General features: G+C 47.7%; 19 protein-coding genes. All 19 read left to right on the forward strand.

Annotated features, from left to right (window positions below):
• The first annotated feature begins 25 nt into the window (after positions 1-25).
• From fliM to PUT07_RS24765, 19 genes are read left to right on the forward strand one after another with little or no spacing between them, the layout of a single operon-like run.
• Positions 26-1,024 carry a flagellar motor switch protein FliM gene (fliM, locus tag PUT07_RS24675; protein ID WP_274471322.1) on the forward strand — a complete coding sequence of 333 codons (999 nt, stop codon included), beginning with the start codon at positions 26-28 and terminating at the stop codon, positions 1,022-1,024.
• Positions 1,014-2,309, forward strand: a complete 1,296-nt coding sequence (fliY, locus tag PUT07_RS24680) for a flagellar motor switch phosphatase FliY (RefSeq protein WP_274471324.1) — start codon at positions 1,014-1,016, stop codon at positions 2,307-2,309. Before fliM ends, fliY begins: the two co-directional genes overlap by 11 nt.
• A gap of 24 nt (positions 2,310-2,333) precedes the next feature.
• Complete coding sequence (locus PUT07_RS24685) at positions 2,334-2,696, forward strand: response regulator (protein ID WP_126144987.1); 363 nt, start codon at positions 2,334-2,336, stop codon at positions 2,694-2,696.
• A gap of 48 nt (positions 2,697-2,744) precedes the next feature.
• On the forward strand, positions 2,745-3,377 hold the full coding sequence (locus PUT07_RS24690) for a flagellar biosynthetic protein FliO (RefSeq protein ID WP_274471327.1): 633 nt from the start codon (positions 2,745-2,747) through the stop codon (positions 3,375-3,377).
• Positions 3,374-4,147 carry a flagellar type III secretion system pore protein FliP gene (gene fliP, locus PUT07_RS24695; protein ID WP_274471328.1) on the forward strand — a complete coding sequence of 258 codons (774 nt, stop codon included), beginning with the start codon at positions 3,374-3,376 and terminating at the stop codon, positions 4,145-4,147. The genes PUT07_RS24690 and fliP overlap by 4 nt, the downstream gene beginning before the upstream one ends.
• A 26-nt stretch (positions 4,148-4,173) precedes the next feature.
• Positions 4,174-4,443: a flagellar biosynthesis protein FliQ gene (gene fliQ, locus PUT07_RS24700; RefSeq protein WP_127451055.1), complete on the forward strand. Its 270-nt coding sequence runs from the start codon at positions 4,174-4,176 to the stop codon at positions 4,441-4,443.
• A gap of 12 nt (positions 4,444-4,455) precedes the next feature.
• Positions 4,456-5,253, forward strand: a complete 798-nt coding sequence (gene fliR, locus PUT07_RS24705; protein WP_274471330.1) for a flagellar biosynthetic protein FliR — start codon at positions 4,456-4,458, stop codon at positions 5,251-5,253.
• Between the two features lie 13 nt (positions 5,254-5,266).
• Positions 5,267-6,361: a flagellar biosynthesis protein FlhB gene (gene flhB, locus PUT07_RS24710; protein WP_274471331.1), complete on the forward strand. Its 1,095-nt coding sequence runs from the start codon at positions 5,267-5,269 to the stop codon at positions 6,359-6,361.
• Between the two features lie 22 nt (positions 6,362-6,383).
• A complete protein-coding gene (gene flhA / locus PUT07_RS24715) occupies positions 6,384-8,417 on the forward strand; it encodes a flagellar biosynthesis protein FlhA (RefSeq protein WP_274471332.1) in 2,034 nt (677 codons plus the stop codon).
• Positions 8,414-9,757 (forward strand): flagellar biosynthesis protein FlhF, encoded by a 1,344-nt coding sequence (gene flhF / locus PUT07_RS24720; RefSeq protein WP_274471333.1) that lies wholly within the window; start codon positions 8,414-8,416, stop codon positions 9,755-9,757. The genes flhA and flhF overlap by 4 nt, the downstream gene beginning before the upstream one ends.
• Entirely contained in the window at positions 9,754-10,623 is an 870-nt protein-coding gene (locus tag PUT07_RS24725; RefSeq protein WP_274471334.1) for a MinD/ParA family protein, read from the forward strand. Before flhF ends, PUT07_RS24725 begins: the two co-directional genes overlap by 4 nt.
• A 48-nt stretch (positions 10,624-10,671) precedes the next feature.
• Entirely contained in the window at positions 10,672-11,778 is a 1,107-nt protein-coding gene (locus tag PUT07_RS24730) for a protein-glutamate methylesterase/protein-glutamine glutaminase (RefSeq protein ID WP_274471335.1), read from the forward strand.
• Between the two features lie 45 nt (positions 11,779-11,823).
• Complete coding sequence (locus PUT07_RS24735; protein WP_274471336.1) at positions 11,824-13,899, forward strand: chemotaxis protein CheA; 2,076 nt, start codon at positions 11,824-11,826, stop codon at positions 13,897-13,899.
• A gap of 28 nt (positions 13,900-13,927) precedes the next feature.
• A complete protein-coding gene (locus PUT07_RS24740) occupies positions 13,928-14,389 on the forward strand; it encodes a chemotaxis protein CheW (protein WP_274471337.1) in 462 nt (153 codons plus the stop codon).
• A gap of 36 nt (positions 14,390-14,425) precedes the next feature.
• Complete coding sequence (locus PUT07_RS24745) at positions 14,426-15,016, forward strand: chemotaxis protein CheC (RefSeq protein WP_379240630.1); 591 nt, start codon at positions 14,426-14,428, stop codon at positions 15,014-15,016.
• Positions 15,013-15,507 (forward strand): chemotaxis protein CheD, encoded by a 495-nt coding sequence (locus PUT07_RS24750; protein ID WP_274471341.1) that lies wholly within the window; start codon positions 15,013-15,015, stop codon positions 15,505-15,507. The genes PUT07_RS24745 and PUT07_RS24750 overlap by 4 nt, the downstream gene beginning before the upstream one ends.
• Positions 15,507-15,947 carry a hypothetical protein gene (locus tag PUT07_RS24755; RefSeq protein WP_274471342.1) on the forward strand — a complete coding sequence of 147 codons (441 nt, stop codon included), beginning with the start codon at positions 15,507-15,509 and terminating at the stop codon, positions 15,945-15,947. The genes PUT07_RS24750 and PUT07_RS24755 overlap by 1 nt, the downstream gene beginning before the upstream one ends.
• 19 nt (positions 15,948-15,966) lie before the next feature.
• Entirely contained in the window at positions 15,967-16,755 is a 789-nt protein-coding gene (locus PUT07_RS24760; protein ID WP_274471343.1) for a FliA/WhiG family RNA polymerase sigma factor, read from the forward strand.
• A 31-nt stretch (positions 16,756-16,786) separates the two neighbouring features.
• On the forward strand, positions 16,787-18,196 hold the full coding sequence (locus PUT07_RS24765; RefSeq protein WP_274471344.1) for a DUF342 domain-containing protein: 1,410 nt from the start codon (positions 16,787-16,789) through the stop codon (positions 18,194-18,196).
• Positions 18,197-18,209 lie beyond the last annotated feature (13 nt).

Raw genomic sequence — 18,209 nt, forward strand, 5'->3', positions numbered from 1 at the left:
ATTTTGCTTAAAGGAGGTGACTCTAATGGTTGATGTTTTGTCGCAAAATGAGATCGATGCTTTGTTAGCGGCGTTGTCCTCTGGCGAAATGGATGCGGACGAACTTAAAAAGGAAGAGACGCAGAAGAAAGTCAGGGCTTACGATTTCAAAAGAGCCGTTCGCTTCTCCAAAGATCATATTCGCAGCTTAACCCGGATTCATGAAAACTTTGCAAGGTTTTTGACGACTTACTTCTCTGCACAGCTTCGTACATTCGTACAAATTAATGTAGTTCAGGTGGAGCAGCTGCCTTACGACGAGTTTATCCGGTCGATCCCGAAAATGACCATTTTGAACATCTTTGAAGCGGAGCCTTTAGAGGGTCGAATGGTGCTTGAGGTTCATCCTAACGTTGCTTTCGCCATGTTGGACCGATTGCTTGGCGGTGCGGGGACTTCCCCGACCAAGATTAATGCTTTGACTGAGATTGAAACGATTGTTATGGAACGTATTTTTAGCAGAGCGTTCGAAAGCTTGCAAGAGGCTTGGAAAACCGTGATTGATATACAGCCTCGATTAGAGGCACTTGAAACCAATCCGCAATTTATGCAGATTGTTTCACCGAACGAAACGATCGCATTGATTTCCTTAAGCACTAAAATTGGCGACACGACAGGAATGATCAACCTGTGTATTCCTCATGTCGTCATCGAACCGATCATGCCTCGTCTCTCGGTACATCACTGGTTCGTATCGCAGAAGAAGACGAGAGCCCCTGAAGAAGTGGAAGCACTTCAATCGCGCTTGGAGAAAACCAAGCTGCCTCTCATTGCAGAATTGGGTTCGTCCGAAATTTCAGTCCGGGATTTCCTTGGCTTAACTGTCGGCGATGTCATCCCGCTGCAAAAATCCGTCGAAGATTCGCTTCAAGTCAAAGTGGGCGAGAAGCTGAAATATCTCGGAAGCCCCGGTACCGTAAAAGGGAAGATGGCTGTGCAGATTACAGATATCGTAAATGAAGGAGAAGAAGATAATGACGAATAATAGAGATTATTTGTCCCAGGAAGAGATCGATGCCTTATTGAGACAGTCTTCGGACGATAGTTCAGCCTCTTCTTTCCACGGGTCTCCGCAAGTTGAAGATTATTTATCCTCCCTGGAACAAGATGCACTAGGTGAAATCGGCAATATTACATTCGGTAGCGCGGCGACGGCATTATCCACATTGCTGGGCAAAAAAGTCGATATTACGACTCCGAAGGTATCCGTCATCGGCAAGGAAGAACTGGAGCAAGAGTTCCCGAGACCTCATGTGGCGGTTCATGTGAACTATGTCGACGGCTTCGACGGCATTAACTTGCTGGTTATCAAAACGCGCGACGCGCAAGTCATCGCCGACTTAATGATGGGCGGGGACGGAACTGGCGGAGATGAAAATCTGAGCGAAATTCATATCAGCGCCGTGCAAGAAGCGATGAATCAAATGATGGGCTCGTCCGCGACTTCGATGTCTACCATCTTTAATCGATTTGTCAACATTTCTCCCCCAGGAATCGACATATTAAATTTGTCGAAAGGAGAAGGAAAACTACCTGACGAAGACGTATTTATTAAGATATCGTTCCGACTCATCATTGGCGACCTTATTGATTCCAATATCATGCAATTATTACCTGTTCCTTTCGCCAAAGAAATGGTATCGATCCTTATGGGGGGCGGATCCGATTCTGCCATGGAAGCTGCTCCTGCCGTTCAAGCGCCGGCACCAACTTCTATTCCTGCCCCGGCACCTGCGCAGGAAGTTCATACACCGCCCCCTGCCGCTGCTCAACCGATGTATGAGCAACCGATGTATCAGCAGCAGCCTATGTATGAACAACCGATGTACCAACAGCCGATGCAGCCGCCGATGGGCCATCCGTCGATGGGACAACCGATGTACCCACCGCAGCCGATGTATCAACAACAGCCGCCAGCAGCTTATAACGGCGGGATGCCTAATCGGAATGTGAATGTGCAGCCGGTGCAATTCGGCAATTTGCAGAACGGTTCCTTAGGGCATGCGGACGATACGAACCTTAATTTACTACTGGATATACCTCTTAAGGTAACTGTAGAATTAGGCAGGACACATAAGGTGATTAAAGACATCTTGGAATTGTCCCAAGGATCGATTATTGAATTGGATAAGCTAGCAGGTGAGCCTGTAGACATCTTAGTGAATAATAAGTTGATTGCCAAAGGCGAAGTCGTCGTCATCGATGAGAACTTTGGGGTTCGTGTTACGGACATTGTCAACCAATGGGAACGAATTCAAAAGTTGCAATAATTTAATTTTAGGGGGACTTTATTCATGGCTAACCGTATTCTTATTGTTGATGATGCTGCATTTATGAGAATGATGATTCGTGATATTTTAACCAAAAATGGTTATGAGGTTTGTGGTGAAGCGAACGATGGCGCTCAAGCTATCGAGAAATACAAGGAATTGAAGCCTGACCTGATTACAATGGATATCACTATGCCTGAGATGGACGGTATTCAAGCTTTGAAAGAAATCAAGAAGATTGAGCCAAATGCGAAAGTTATCATGTGTTCAGCGATGGGTCAGCAAGCGATGGTTATCGATGCGATTCAAGCCGGAGCCAAAGATTTCATCGTGAAGCCGTTCCAAGCAGACCGCGTTATCGAAGCGATTAAAAAGACTCTAGGTTAAGCCGTCTTCATTCGGTCGAGTCTTACATAAGCCGAAAGGGATGTGACTATGAGAAGACTCAACTCGATTAAACGACTTTTAACAGGTGTACTTAGTTTATCTGCCTTGTTGTATACCCAGTCCCTGAGCTTTGCGGAAACAGAGCCGGGACAAGGGATTCCTTCTTCAGAATTCCCTACAACGGATGCCTTCGATTCGTTTGGCATGATTGTGAAGGTTATTTTCTACTTAATCTTAATTATTCTCCTTTTCTATGTCCTTATTAGGTACATGGCGAAGAAAAATAAGGGAACCATGTTCGGGAACTCGATTCGCTCATTAGGTGGAGTTCCCCTAGGCCAAAACAAATCGATTCAGATCGTTGAGATTGGCCGCTCGCTCTTCGTGGTAGGCGTCGGAGACAACATCCAACTGCTGGACAAGATCAATGACGCCGATGAAGTAGCATACATTACAGAGCTGCTTACGTCCTCCCAAGATGATCGAATGGGCTTCACGACCGTAAGCAAGTGGATCAGCAAGCTGCCGGTGAAGAAGAAAGACATAGAAGAAGAGGTTGAACTCACTTCGACCTTCCAGCAAGTGTTTCATGATAAGCTGCAACGAGTAACGAACCGTAACAAACACGTGGAAGATTGGATTTCGGATCAAAAACATAAAGATCGGTTGAATGATGAATGAAAAGAAATAAATTAGTGTTCATGCTTCTGGTTGCGTTGGTTTCCGTGTTTCTATTATCGTTAACTGCATCTGCCGCGGAGCCGGATCCGAATAATCCGATTCCTGGCTTGAATGTCAATATCGGGACCGGAGGTGCGGCTGCCGGATCCTCCAACACAGTAACTTTGTTGCTTCTATTGACTGTATTAAGCCTAGCGCCGTCGTTTCTCATTCTTATGACCAGTTTCACACGCATTGTCATCGTGCTTGGATTCGTGCGCACTTCGCTCGGTACCCAGCAGATGCCACCCAATCAGGTTCTAATCGGACTCGCTCTGTTTTTAACCTTTTTTATCATGTCTCCAACTCTGGGAGAAGTTAACCAAGTCGCCCTTCAACCTTATTTGAAAGGTGAAATTAATCAAACCCAAGCGTTCGAGAAAGCCGCCCTGCCGATGAAGAAATTCATGTTCAAACATACGAGGCAGAAGGACTTAAAGCTATTCTTAGATTACACCAAGGCTAAGGCGCCGACAGGCGTAGAAGATATCCCACTTACTTCATTGGTTCCAGCCTATGCCATCAGCGAATTGAAATCAGCTTTCCAGATGGGATTCATGATATTCATTCCATTCCTCGTCATCGATATGGTCGTGTCCAGTACGTTAATGGCCATGGGGATGATGATGTTACCGCCAGTCATGATTTCATTACCCTTTAAGATTCTGCTATTTATTCTTGTCGACGGTTGGTATCTTGTGGTGAGATCGTTACTCTTAAGCTACGGTTGAGGATCGAAATATCGGAGGTTTCCTAGATGGGTTCGGAATTTGTTATTCGCATTGCCGGTGAAGCTGTGTATACCGTTCTTAAAGCAAGCGCACCTATGCTGGTGATTGGACTTGTTGTGGGTCTGATCATTAGTATTTTTCAAGCGACGACGCAGATTCAAGAGCAAACACTTGCTTTTGTTCCCAAAATTGTTGCCGTATTGCTCTCCATCTTAATATTTGGACCGTGGATCATGAACACATTGGTTGATTTTACGTTTAATTTACTCAACAACCTTTACAAATTCGTTGGATAGGTTGTGAGCGCGATGACATTGGTCTTTCAAGCAATTCCTATTTTTTTGCTTATCTTTTGTCGAATTACATCGTTCTTTGTCGTGGTTCCGATTCTTTCCTCCAGAAATGTCCCGATGATGTTCAAAGTCGGACTTTCTGTATTCATTTCGTTCATCATCTTCGCAAGTATGGGGTTGGATAAGCCGATTCCGCTAGATGGTGAATATGTACTTTTGATTATTCGCGAAATGCTGATTGGCATTTTGCTTGGTTTCGTGGCCTATATCTTTTTCTCGGTCATTCAGACGGCCGGCTCTTTCATGGATATGCAAATCGGTTTCAGTATGGCGAGCGTCATTGATCCGTTGACAGGAGCCTCGACCCCCATGCTGGGGAATCTGAAGTATATGATTGCCGTCTTATTGTTTCTATCTTTCGATGGCCATCATTATCTACTTCGAGCCATTATGGACAGCTATCAATGGGTCCCGCTCGACAACAAATTGTTCGCTCAAATCTACAATGGCCAAGTTTCCGATTTCTTATTTCATTCGTTAGCCAAAATGTTTTATCTTTCGTTTCAACTCGCTGCTCCCATCATAGCAGCCCTTTTTTTGACGGATTTAGGTTTGGGGCTTTTAACGCGCGTTGCGCCGCAATTTAATATTTTCGTCATAGGCGCACCACTCAAAATGATTCTGGGCTTTTTCTTGCTGATCGTTTTGTTCCCGGAATTGATCTCGCAGTTTCAAGGTTTGTTCGCAACGATTTTCGATTATATGGAGAAGCTGCTCGGGCTTATGAACGGCACACAGCAACCATCTCCGTAGGCAGGAGGAAGCCGTGTCCCAACAACTTCGCTTACAGCTTGATTTACAATGGTTTGCTGGGGAAAAGACGGAACCTGCAACGCCGAAGAAAAGGCAGGAAGCCCGTAAGAAAGGTCAAGTTGCCAAAAGCATGGACTTGCCCGCGGCAATGATTCTGCTTTTTTCATTCGTATCGTTTCTCATGTTCGGCAGTTTCATGAAAGAGAAAATACTCCATATTTTCCTTAACGTATACGAGAATCAGCTCAACATGGACATTACCATGAGCAATGTGCAGGTACTCTTCGTGGATTTGGTGCAGCAGGGTTTGTTTATCTTAGCGCCGATCTTTCTGCTTGTCATGATCATTGCCATCGTCGGAAACTATGCGCAGATCGGCTTCATGTTTATTGGCGAACCGCTTATGATGAAGTTCAACAAAATCAATCCGATTGAAGGATTCAAGCGCATTTTCTCCTTGCGGACCGTGATGGACTTCTTGAAATCAACATTGAAGATGACGATCATCGGTTATGTCGTGTACACCACGTTAATGGGTGAAAAGGCTAAACTGTTAGGTTTGGGCCATGCACCGCTGGAAAGCACCTTCTCCTTCATTGCATCGGTAACGCTCAAGCTGGGTATTAAGATCGGTGCTGTATTGATCGTTCTTGCAATTCTTGATTATATCTATCAGAAATATGAATATGAGAAAAGTTTGCGAATGTCCAAGCAAGACATCAAAGATGAATATAAGAAAAGCGAAGGCGATCCGCTTATTAAAGGGAAGATCCGGGCCAAACAGCGCCAGATGGCCATGCAGCGGATGATGCAGGAAGTGCCCAAAGCGGACGTGATCATTACGAACCCGACGCACTTCGCGGTCGCATTGAAGTATGATGCATCGAATATGCAAGCTCCGACCGTCATTGCCAAAGGCGCCGATTATGTAGCCTTGAAAATCAAAGAAGTGGCCAAGAAGAACGGCGTTATGACGATGGAGAACAAGCCGCTTGCCAGAGCGATTTTCGCACAAGTCGAAATCGGGGAGGCGATTCCCGCCGAACTATTCCAGGCAGTCGCAGAAGTATTGGCTTACGTTTATAAAATGAAAGGTAAGACGAATTAAACGAGAAGGGAGGTACAATCTAATGAAAGTGAAAGATTTAGTCGTCCTTATAGGTATTATCGGTATCGTATTAATGATGATTGTACCAATTCCAATCCCTTTGCTGGATTTTCTCTTGATTATTAACATTTCCGTCGCATTGATGATCATCCTGGTGGCGATGAATACCCAAGAGGCGCTGCAGTTTTCCATTTTCCCATCTTTGCTCTTGATCACAACCTTATTCCGGCTAACGCTGAACGTATCGACAACGCGGAACATTTTATCTCATGCCGAAGCCGGCGACGTGGTCAGAACTTTTGGTTCTTTCGTAGCACAAGGCAATATTGTCGTGGGATTTGTTGTCTTTCTTATCCTTGTCTTGGTTCAGTTCATCGTAATTACCAAAGGTTCTGAGCGCGTTGCCGAAGTTGCGGCGAGATTTACACTCGACGCGATGCCCGGTAAGCAAATGAGTATTGATGCCGATCTGAACGCCGGCTTAATTAACGAGGTACAGGCCCGCGAGCGCAGACAGAAGATTGAGCGGGAAGCCGATTTCTACGGAGCGATGGATGGTGCCAGTAAATTCGTCAAGGGAGATGCGATCGCAGGTATCGTGATTCTCGTCATCAATTTGATCGGCGGCTTTATTATCGGGATGACTATGAAAGGCATGGACTTCTCGGAAGCGCTACAAACGTTCTCGATCTTAACGATCGGCGACGGATTGGTGTCGCAGATTCCAGCCCTCTTGATTTCGACGGCTGCCGGTATTATTGTGACACGAGCTTCTTCGGAAGGTAATTTGGGTCATGACGTCACGAAGCAATTGACATCGCAACCCAAGCTGCTGTATATCGTAGCGGGAACGCTCGTGATGCTTGGCATTTTCACACCTATTCATTGGTTCACAACATTCCCGATCGCGGGTTTGTTGGTTTTCGCGGGTTACAAGATGCAGAAAAATTTGGAGCGCGAAGCGATCAAGGAAGAACAGCTTGTGGAAGAACAGCAGATCGAGGAAGTGCGCAGTCCAGAGAGCGTTATTTCGCTGCTTCAGGTTGATCCCATTGAGTTTGAGTTCGGCTATGGCCTCATTCCGCTTGCGGACACGCAGCAGGGAGGGGATTTGCTCGATCGCATCATCCTCATCCGCCGCCAATGCGCACTTGAGCTTGGTGTCGTCGTGCCGGTTATCCGGATTCGCGATAATATCCAGTTACGTCCTAATGAGTATATCATCAAAATTAAAGGCAATACGGTTGCACGCGGCGAACTACTCCTTAACCACTACCTGGCTATGAGTCCAGGGATTGACGATGATTCGATTGCAGGGATCGAAACGACGGAGCCTGCCTTCGGATTGCCGGCGATCTGGATTGACGAAGTGACGAAGGAGAGAGCGGAGCTGTCCGGTTATACCGTTGTGGATCCGCCATCCGTCGTCGCTACGCATCTGACGGAAATTATTAAGAAGCATACGCACGAGCTGCTCGGCCGTCAAGAAACCAAAGCGCTTATCGACATTGTGCGCGAGTCTTACCCGGCGCTTGTGGATGATCTCATTCCATCCGTTCTTTCCATTGGCGATGTCCAGAAAGTGTTGGCCAAGCTGCTCCGGGAGAAAATTTCGGTCCGCGATTTGGTCACTATCTTGGAGACGCTCGCCGATTACGGTACCTATACGAAGGATCCCGAGATTTTGACGGAATATGTGAGACAGTCGCTGTCGCGTCAAATCACACAACAATTTACTTCTTTGGGAGATTCCTTGAAAGTCATCACGGTCGGTCCGTCCGTGGAGAAGAAAATTGCCGATTCCGTGCAGCAATCCGATCAAGGCAGCTACTTGGCGCTTGATCCATCATCGTCACAAATTATTTATCACCGCGTCAGCGAGCAGGTGACCAAGTTGATTCAATCCGGTCAACAGCCGGTCATTCTGACTTCACCTACGATTCGGATGTATTTACGGCAATTGCTGGAGCGCACGCTGCAAGACATCCCTGTTTTATCGTACAGCGAGCTGGAGCCTAGCGTAGAAATTCAGAGCATGGGGGTAGTCAATTTATGAGAGTAAAACGATATGTTGTCGATTCCATGCCTGATGCGCTGCAGAAAATTCGCACGGATCTAGGCAAGGACGCCGTCATCCTGAACACCAAAGAAATTCGCACAGGCGGATTTCTTGGCATGTTCGGCAAGAAAAAAATCGAGGTTATCGCAGCGATCGATAATGCTAACGCCGCGCCAGCTGCGCCTAGAGTAGCTCAGCAGCCTCAACCGGTTAAGGTGCCCGCAGCCGCGATGCAAGGGCAAGCAGCGAGATCGGTTCCGTATCAATCCGATTTTCCCGAGGTTCCCGATGTGCTGGCGCCTGTCTCCGTTCCGAAAGCGCCTGTAGCTGTTAGCGCCGCTTCTGAGCCGCCGGCGCAGTCGCAAGCTGCCCAACTGCAAACCGCTGTTCCACTAACCGGGCAAGCGTCAACGGCATATACGCCTGCTTCAGTTCACACAGCCAATCGGTCTGTTTATCAGAAAGATGACCACCTGATCGATGAGCTTAAACAGATGAAGGAAATGATGAAGAAGCTGACGCAAGCTTCCGACGTAGATCTTCTGCCGGAGCCGCTGCAAAAGCTTGAACAGCGCCTCTGCGATCAAGAGGTCGACCCTGCCTTGGTGCGGCAAATCATGGAGGAAACGTTAGCGGATTTCAGGCTCGCGGACGAACCGGTCACGGACGAAAGTGCCCGGCAACTCGTTAGAGTGAAGCTAGGCCAACTCTTTCAGACGAATCACAGCAAACGCATATCGCCATCAACGCGCGTTGTTCATTTCGTAGGACCAACAGGTGTTGGTAAAACGACGACAATTGCCAAGCTGGCCGCCGAGCAAGTGCTGAAATATCAGCGCAAAGTCGGCTTCATTACGTCGGACACGTACCGGATTGCGGCAATCGAACAGCTCAAAACGTATGCGACCATTTTGAACGTTCCTTTGGAGGTTGTGTTCTCGCCGCAGGATTTGGTCAAAGCGTTTCATCATTTGGCGGATTGCGACGTGATCTTCATGGATACGGCCGGTCGCAATTTCCGTAACGAAATGTACGTCTCCGAGTTGAATTCGCTTCTCTCCACGCAGGGCAGCAGCGAGACGATTCTAGTGCTGAGTCTAACGACGAAGTACCGGGACATGAAGGCCATTACGAACAATTTCAATAAGTTCAAATTGGATAAAGTCATTTTCACCAAAATGGACGAAACGGATTCTTACGGTGCCATTGTTAATGTTGTTCACGAGTTCTCCTTGCACCTCTCGTATGTGACGAACGGTCAAAACGTTCCGGACGACATTACGGAGCTGGACGAGTGGCAAATTATCGATATGTTATTGGAGGAACCTCAAGCATGAAGGATCAAGCAGAAGGGTTGCGGAACCTGGTCCAACTTCAGAATGATAAAGCCACTAGATCAACCAGGATTATTACCGTGACTAGCGGAAAGGGTGGCGTCGGGAAATCCAATTTCACGCTGAACTTTGCATTAACGCTTCAGTCCCAAGGTTATAAGGTTCTAGTTTTTGATGCTGACATCGGCTTAGCGAATATTGATGTATTAATGGGAATTTCATCCAAATACAATCTGTATCATCTTTTTAAGAGAGAGAAAACGATCTGGGAGATTATCCAGAAGGGTACAGGTAATTTGGATTTCATCGCCGGTGGATCCGGCTTTAACGACTTGCTCCGCTTATCCCAAGAGGAGCTGGATTATTTCGCAGAACAAGTGATGCAGCTTAACGGCTACGTGGATTTCATCATTTTTGACACAGGGGCCGGTTTATCGAAAGAAACGCTAAAGTTTATTCTAGCCGCCGAAGAGACGTTCGTCGTAACAACACCTGAACCGACGTCAATCACCGATGCTTACGCAATTATTAAGATGGTTAGCTCCATGGGGCACAACGTTTCTTTCAAACTCATTATCAATCGCGTCACGGATATGAAAGAAGGGAAGCAGACGGCGGACAAGATTGCCTTGGTTGCCAAGCAGTTCCTGGATCTTCATATTCCTACCCTTGGTTATCTGGACGAAGACATATCGGTTTCCAAAGCGGTCAGAAAGCAAGTCCCTTTCACGGTAGCCTTCCCGAATTCAGGCGCGGCGAGAAGTCTCCAAACGCTCGTCGAGAATTATTTGAATGGCTATTCGGTTATCGAAGCACCTTCTACGGGTGTCAAGGGCTTTTTAAATAAAATGATGAAACTTTTAAAATAGGATTTTCGCGAGTCGTGTCGAATTAGCACATAAAGGGAGGGGAGCAGCATGGCACCATATAACATACTAGTCGTAGATGACTCCGTCTTTATGCGAAAAATTATAAGCGATCTGATTTCTGAAAATCCTCAATATAACATTATTGGTACGGCCAAGAATGGACAGGAAGCGATTGAGCAAGTCAAGCTTCTGAAGCCGGATGCGGTAACCATGGATATTGAGATGCCGATCATGAATGGACTGGATGCTTTGCAGCGCATTATGGCTGAGCATCCAACCCCCATCATTATGTTAAGCTCCTTGACGGAAGAGGGGGCAGCTGAAACGATTAAAGCGCTTGAATGGGGTGCTGTCGACTTTATTCGAAAGCCGTCGGGATCGATCTCCTTGGACTTGTATAAAGTGAAGCAGCTGCTTCACGAGAAGCTGCACATGGCTGTTCGAACCAAGTTGAGAACATTTCAGCCCATTCAGCAGGCTGCGCCTTTACCGAAGCTGAATCAATCGCCACAAATTCCGAATCGGGCGTTAAAGCAGCCGGAGACGAAATTAGTAAGCACTACAGGCTCCACGCACTTCGATCATCTCGTAGCGCTCGGGACTTCGACCGGTGGGCCGCGGGCTTTGCATCAAGTCATTTCCAATATCCCTGCAGGCTTTCCTGCTCCGATATTAATTGTCCAGCATATGCCGCCCAACTTCACGAAATCATTGGCGCAGCGTCTGAACGACATCTCCCAGATCCAAGTCTTCGAGGCAGCGGACGGAGATGTGCTCAAGCCGGCTACGGCCTATGTAGCTCCAGGCGGCTGGCATATGGTGGTGCATAAAGATGTGAATAGAACGTACAAAATTCGATTGACCAAAGAAGAGCCTCGTTCTGGCCACCGCCCCTCGGTGGATGTCATGTTTGAGTCCTTGCTTGGCTTAAGTGAGTTGAAGCGGCACATCGTCCTGATGACAGGTATGGGAAGCGATGGCGCAAGAGGAATGTTTTCCTTACGGCAATCCGGTGTGCAGACAACCATTGCCGAGTCTGAAGAAACTTGCGTCGTGTACGGCATGCCCCGAGCGGCTGTAGAGATGCAAGCGGCCATGCATGTGCTGCCGCAGCAGGAAATCGCTGCTCGACTGGCGCAATGTGTACTTTCTTGAATGAACAAGCAAGTAACTGATTGATCCTATTGGAGGTGTGTGGGTTTGGAACTTAGTCAATATTTATCTATGTTTATCGATGAGTCGAAAGAGCATCTGCAATCTTTGAATGAAAACTTACTAAGTTTAGAGAGTAACCCTCAAGACATTAGCATTGTACATAATATTTTCCGTTCTGCACATACGTTGAAGGGAATGTCCGCAACCATGGGGTTTGAGGATATCGCCTCCCTGACGCACGAGATGGAAAATGTTCTGGATATGGTCCGCAACAGCAAAATCGAGATGGATTCATTTATTTTCGACTGCATCTTCAAAAGTCTCGATTCGCTAGAATCGATGGTAGAAGATATCATACAAGGCGGTACGGGGAAAGCGGACGTTAGTACCATCGTCGTATCCCTTCGTTCCATCGTGACAGGTGAATACAAAACGGCTCAAGCTCCTTCTGGTGGAGCTGCAGCCAAAGCTGTCAAAGAGCCGGTGAAAGGCATCGAAGTGGATGAATTTCAATTCTCCATTTTGCAGCAATCCATCGAGGCGGGCTTCCTCGTTTTCTACATTGAAGTGAACGTCAATGAGAACTGCGTTCTGAAAGCCGCACGTGCCTACATGGTATTCGATGCACTAGAGCGTAATGGCGAAATCGTCAAAGCAACTCCATCCGTGCAAGAAATCGAACAGGAGAAGTTCGATCGTTCGTTCTCTTTATATTATATCTCCAAAGTCGACCAAGCTACATTAGAGAAAGAGATTCTCAATGTTTCGGAGATCGAATCCGCTGTCATTATTACAGTGGACTCGGAATCATTAGCAGAGCTGTCACGTCCGCAAAGTGAAGTGGAAGCCGCCCGGAAAGAAATCGCAGCAGCGGTTGCCGCCGTTGCGCCTGCGGCTCCTGAAGCTCCTGCAGCGAAGGCAGCTGAACCGGCAGCCCCGGCCAAACCAGCGGCAGGCGGAGCTCCGGTTGCGAACCGTACGATCCGCGTAGATATTGAGCGTTTGGATGCGCTTATGAATTTGTTCAGCGAGCTATTGATTGACCGGGTACGACTGGAGCAGCTTGCAAGTGAAGTGAAACGTAACGATCTGACAGAGACCGTAGAGCATATGTCCAGAGTGAGCAGCGATCTGCAAAATATCGTGCTCAAGCTCCGCATGGTGCCGGTAGATTCAGTCTTCAACCGGTTCCCGCGGATGATTCGCGATTTGGCGAAATCATTGGACAAAAAGGTTGATTTGATCATCACCGGGGCGGAAACGGAGCTCGACCGCACGGTCATCGACGAAATCGGCGATCCACTCGTTCATTTGCTGCGAAATGCGGTGGATCATGGAATTGAGCCGATCAGCGACCGTTTGGCTGCCGGCAAGAGCGAGCATGGCACGATTCAGCTTCGCGCTTTCCACAGCGGCAATCATGTATTTATCGAAATCGAAGAAGACGGCAGAGGAATCTACAGAGAGAAAGTATTGAAGACAGCTCTCAAAAATGGATTGGTTACGGCTGAGCAAGCGGCGAAACTGACGGATAAGGAAGTTTACAACTTGCTATTTGCTTCCGGCTTTAGTACGGCCGAGAAAATCTCGGACATTTCCGGACGTGGCGTTGGTCTGGATGTCGTGAAAACGAAGATTCAATCGCTTGGCGGTCATGTCCAAGTCGATTCCAAGCCTGGACACGGCAGCAAGTTCTCGGTTCAATTGCCGCTCACGCTATCCATTATTTCCGCGATGCTGGTCCGTCTGGGCAGTGAGAAATATGCGATACCGCTTTCCTCCATTGTCGAGACATCGGCGATCCAGAAGAAGCAAATCCGCAACATTCATGGCAATAAAATGGTGGACTACCGGAAGTCGGTGATCCCGTTGGTTTCTTTGAGCACTTTGTTCGAGGTGCCGGATTATAACGAGGATCTCGAAGAGGAAACCGAAATTGTTGTCGTTCGCAAGGGCGATAAGCAAGTAGCCCTAATGGTTGATGAATTTATCGGCCAACAGGAAATCGTCCTCAAAACGTTAGGCAAATACTTAACGGGCTTGTTCGCCATCTCTGGCGCAACGATTCTCGGCGATGGTCAAGTAGCACTCATTATCGATCCGAACGCATTGATCAAATAACGATAGAACATCCAAGGAGGGTATTACAATGGGAGAAGAAAAAAAGGTAATTGTCTTCGCACTTGGAACGGAAGAGTATGGCGTAGAAGTTGAGAAAGTAAGAACAATTGAGAGAATGCAGCCGATGACGCGCGTGCCGAAAGCGCCGGAATTCATTAAAGGGGTTATTAACCTGCGCGGAGTTGTGATTCCGATCATCGACCTTCGTTCCCGTTTCGGGTTGGAAGTGCAAGCAACGACTGACGCCACTCGGATTATCATCGTTTCCGCCGGAGAGTTTGAAGTCGGGCTCATCGTAGATTCCGCGAACGATGTCATAGATTTGGATACGGACAACATCGACAATCCGCCAGAGATCGTCGGCGGCATCAAGGCCAAATATTTGGACGGCATTGCGCGTGTCGGCGAGCAGCGTCTGCTCGTTCTGCTGAACTTGGAGCAGGTTCTCGATCGTAACGAGCTACAACAGTTGGAAAGACTAGAGGACTAACTTGTGGACGTTTTCAATCAGTTGGCAGACTTTCAAATGGATGTGCTCAAAGAAGTAGGAAATATAGGTGCGGGGCATGCTGCTACCGCCCTATCTACACTGCTTGATAAACCGATCGATATGCTGGTACCCAAAGTAAGAATGCTTCCTTTCGAAGAGATTTGTGACAGCGTAGGCGGAGCGGAGACGGTCGTCCTCGCCATCTTCCTGCGGGTCGAAGGGGACGCACCCGGCAATATGTTCTTCATTCTGAATTTGGATGCCGCGAAGAATATGCTGAGGGACCTGATCGGATTGCAAATTGAAGAAGGGCAAGATGAATACTCCGAGCTTGAATTGTCCGCACTTAATGAGATTGGCAACATTCTGGCCGGCTCGTATTTATCCTCTTTGGCTGATTTTACGAATTTGAATATGCAGCCGACAGTACCGGCATTGGCGATCGATATGGCGGGGGCCATTTTAAGCTACGGCTTGCTGCAGTTTGGGCAAATGGGGGATCAAGCGCTCCTCATTGATACCAAATTTTTGGAAGGGGATAATGAAGTACAAGGGCATTTCTTCCTAATTCCTGATCCGGAATCGTTTGGCAAAATATTTTCCGCATTAGGGGTCGAGTCTCCATGACGCAGGATAATTTGATTAAAGTTGGAATGGCTGACTTGAATGTTGCTCATCATACGGGTGTACTCAAGACAACAGGGCTCGGTTCATGTGTTGGGGTCACCCTGTATGATAGCCGCGCTAAAGTAGCCGGAATGGCGCATGTCATGCTGCCATCCTCCGAGATAGCCCGCGAGGGAACGATGAATATTGCGAAGTACGCCGACACGGCGATTCCAGAGCTTATTGCCAGAATGGAGAAGCTGGGAGCGTCCGTTAACAAGTTAGAGGCCAAGCTGGCCGGCGGCGCCCAAATGTTTGCATTTGCTGGAAATAATGATACGATGAGAATTGGGCCAAGGAATGTAGAATCTTGTAAAGAAATGTTGAATAAATACAAAATTCCGATTCGAGCGGAGGATACGGGAGCAAATTACGGTCGAACGATCGAATTCCATACCGAAACCGGTATTCTAGTTATCCGAAGCGTCCAATTAGGAGTGAAGGAAATTTAATGATGATTGGAACCATGCGCATTAATGTCATCGTAGCAGCGTTGGCGGGATTGTTAACCTTTGGCTTATCGATTGGCAATAATTTATTCCTGACGACATGCCTCAGAAGCTTATACAGCTTCGTTATTCTATTCGTGGTGACCTTCGGCTTTCGCTGGGTATTAGGTCTCATGATTGGAGCGGAGCAAGCGGCGGGGCGTGCAGATCAGGGAGCGCCGGCACCGGATGCGTCATCCGTCGGCCAGACCATGGATTTGACGACACCGGACGACGATGAGGAGACGTGTGAGCTTTTGAAAGCAAATAGGGGGACAAGCAGTACAACGTCATCGTCCGCCGACATGCAATTTTCACCCCTGAATCCACCTAAGCTAGCCACCAAGAATAACCTGGACCCTGAACAACTGGCGGGTGCCTTAAGACGAATGTCTGAAGACTAAGGATGGTGAAACGTAAATCATGATCGAACAGAAGCAATCGCAATTAGCGAATATCGAGTTATGGAAGCAGTGGAAGGAGCAAGGCTTGATTCCCGCTAAGCAAGCATTGATTGAGAGTTACTTGCCTTTAGTCGATTATGTATCCGGACGGCTTGCCATTGGACTTCCCAAAAGTGTTTCCAAAGATGACCTGTCCAGCTTCGGTGTGATGGGTCTTATTGATGCTGTGGAGAAATTTGATTATGCCCGCGGCTTGCAATTCGAAACCTATGCCTCCTGGCGGATCCGCGGATCGATCATTGATGGGCTTAGGCAGGGCGATTGGGTGCCTCGCTCCGTAAGAGAAAAGGCGAAGAAAGTCGAGGATGCGTACCAGAAGCTGGAACAGCAATATTTGCGCTCTGTGACGGATGCCGAGATCAGCGCGTATTTGCAAGTAAGCGAGCAAGACTTCCAGCAAATGCTGCAGGACATCTCCATCACGACGATATGCTCGATTGATGATCCGATCCGGGAGGAAGATTCGGAAACCCGGCTCTCCCTGCTCGTGGATGAGAAAGCCAAAAATCCCGAATTTCAGGTGAATGAGTTTTTCTTGAAAGATTCACTCGCGAAGGCGATTGAACGTCTTACTGAGAAAGAACGAACCGTTGTATCGTTATTTTATTTCGAAGAGCTTTCGTTAAGCGAGATAGCCGAGGTCATGAATTTATCGCCATCGCGTATTTCGCAGCTTCATTCCAAAGCGATTCTTCGCCTTAAAGGTGTACTCGGGCGATTTAAAAATCAGTTATTTCAGGATACTTAACTAATTTGCTAAAGTTGAAGGGTGGAATTCCATGCTTGAGAGGAACATGCCTTTAGATTATTACGTCACGATCTCAATTTCGGATGACAAATTATCAGCTTATTTGCTTATCGGCAACCCCGATGATAACTTCCATGTAACCGCAGCTCAACTGGAAGAATTGGCACAGAAGCATCATATCATTCATGGTCTAAACCAAGCTTTACTTGCCCAAATCGCAGCTAATCCGAAGCCTTTCTACCATCAGAAGGTGGTGATAGCCGACGGAACGAAGCCTGTCCCCGGTGTGAACGGCTACATTAAATATATTTTCGATTTTGACGATGAAGATAAGAAACCGCTGGAACTCGACGACGGCAGGGTCAATTATAAAGAAGTCATCTCCCTTCATAATGTAAAAAAGGGGCAGCTGATCGGTCAGCGTTTCCTGGCAACCGAGGGGACGCCTGGACGTGCGGTCACCGGCGAAACGATCTTCACGAAAGCCGGCAAAGAGACGCGCTTCAAAATCGGCAAGAACGTCGTGGCCGACGGAGAGCAAATGGCGCTCTATTCGCTCATTGACGGTATGGTTGTCCGGACGGACCGTGACAAGATCAACGTTTTCCCGGTGTATGAAGTGAATGGGAATGTGGATTATAATATTGGAAATATTGATTTTATCGGCACGGTTGTCGTTCGCGGCAGCGTATTGCCAGGATTTAAAATTCGCGCAGCCGGCGATATTCGGGTAACGGGCGGCGTGGAGGCGGCTGAGCTTGAAGCCGACGGTTCCATCGAGATTAATGCCGGCATCGTCGGGCAGAACAAAGCGCTGGTGAAAGCCGGTAAAAATGTGAAAAGTTCCTTCATTCAGGATGCTACCGTTGAAGTGGCCGGCGAGCTGATCGTATCTCAGAGCATCATGCATTCCACGATTCGTGCCGGCAAAGCGGTCAATTGCAACGGTGCCAAAGGGTTGATTGTCGGTGGCACGATTCAGGCGGGAGAACGCGTAACGGCGCGCACGATCGGGAATTCGATGTCGACGACAACGGTCGTTGAAGTGGGCGTGCTGCCTGAGCTTCGCAATGAAATGATTCATTTGCGGAACCAGCTTCGCATCTTTATGGAGAATATGGACAAGACGGACAAAGCGCTGACGTTATTGGATTCATTAGCCGCCGCAGGGCAGCTGACTCCGGATAAAGTAGCCATGCGCGTGAAGCTCAACCATACCAAAAAGCAGGCCATTGAAGAGCAAAACACAATTAAAGAGCGCATTCTGGAAATTGAGAAATCGCTTGAAGACTCCGAAAAAGCAAAAGTGGAAGTATTGTCTACCGTATATGGCGGGACCAAGATTGTCATTGGACGTTATACCAAATTCATCAAGGATCCTACGAACCGCATGACGTTCCGCTTGAACGACGGGGATATTTCGATGATGGCCAACGTTTGAGCGAAGGAGAGGG

The sequence above is a fragment of the Paenibacillus sp. MAHUQ-63 genome (assembly GCF_028765165.1).
Classification (GTDB): Bacteria; Bacillota; Bacilli; order Paenibacillales; family NBRC-103111; genus Paenibacillus_E.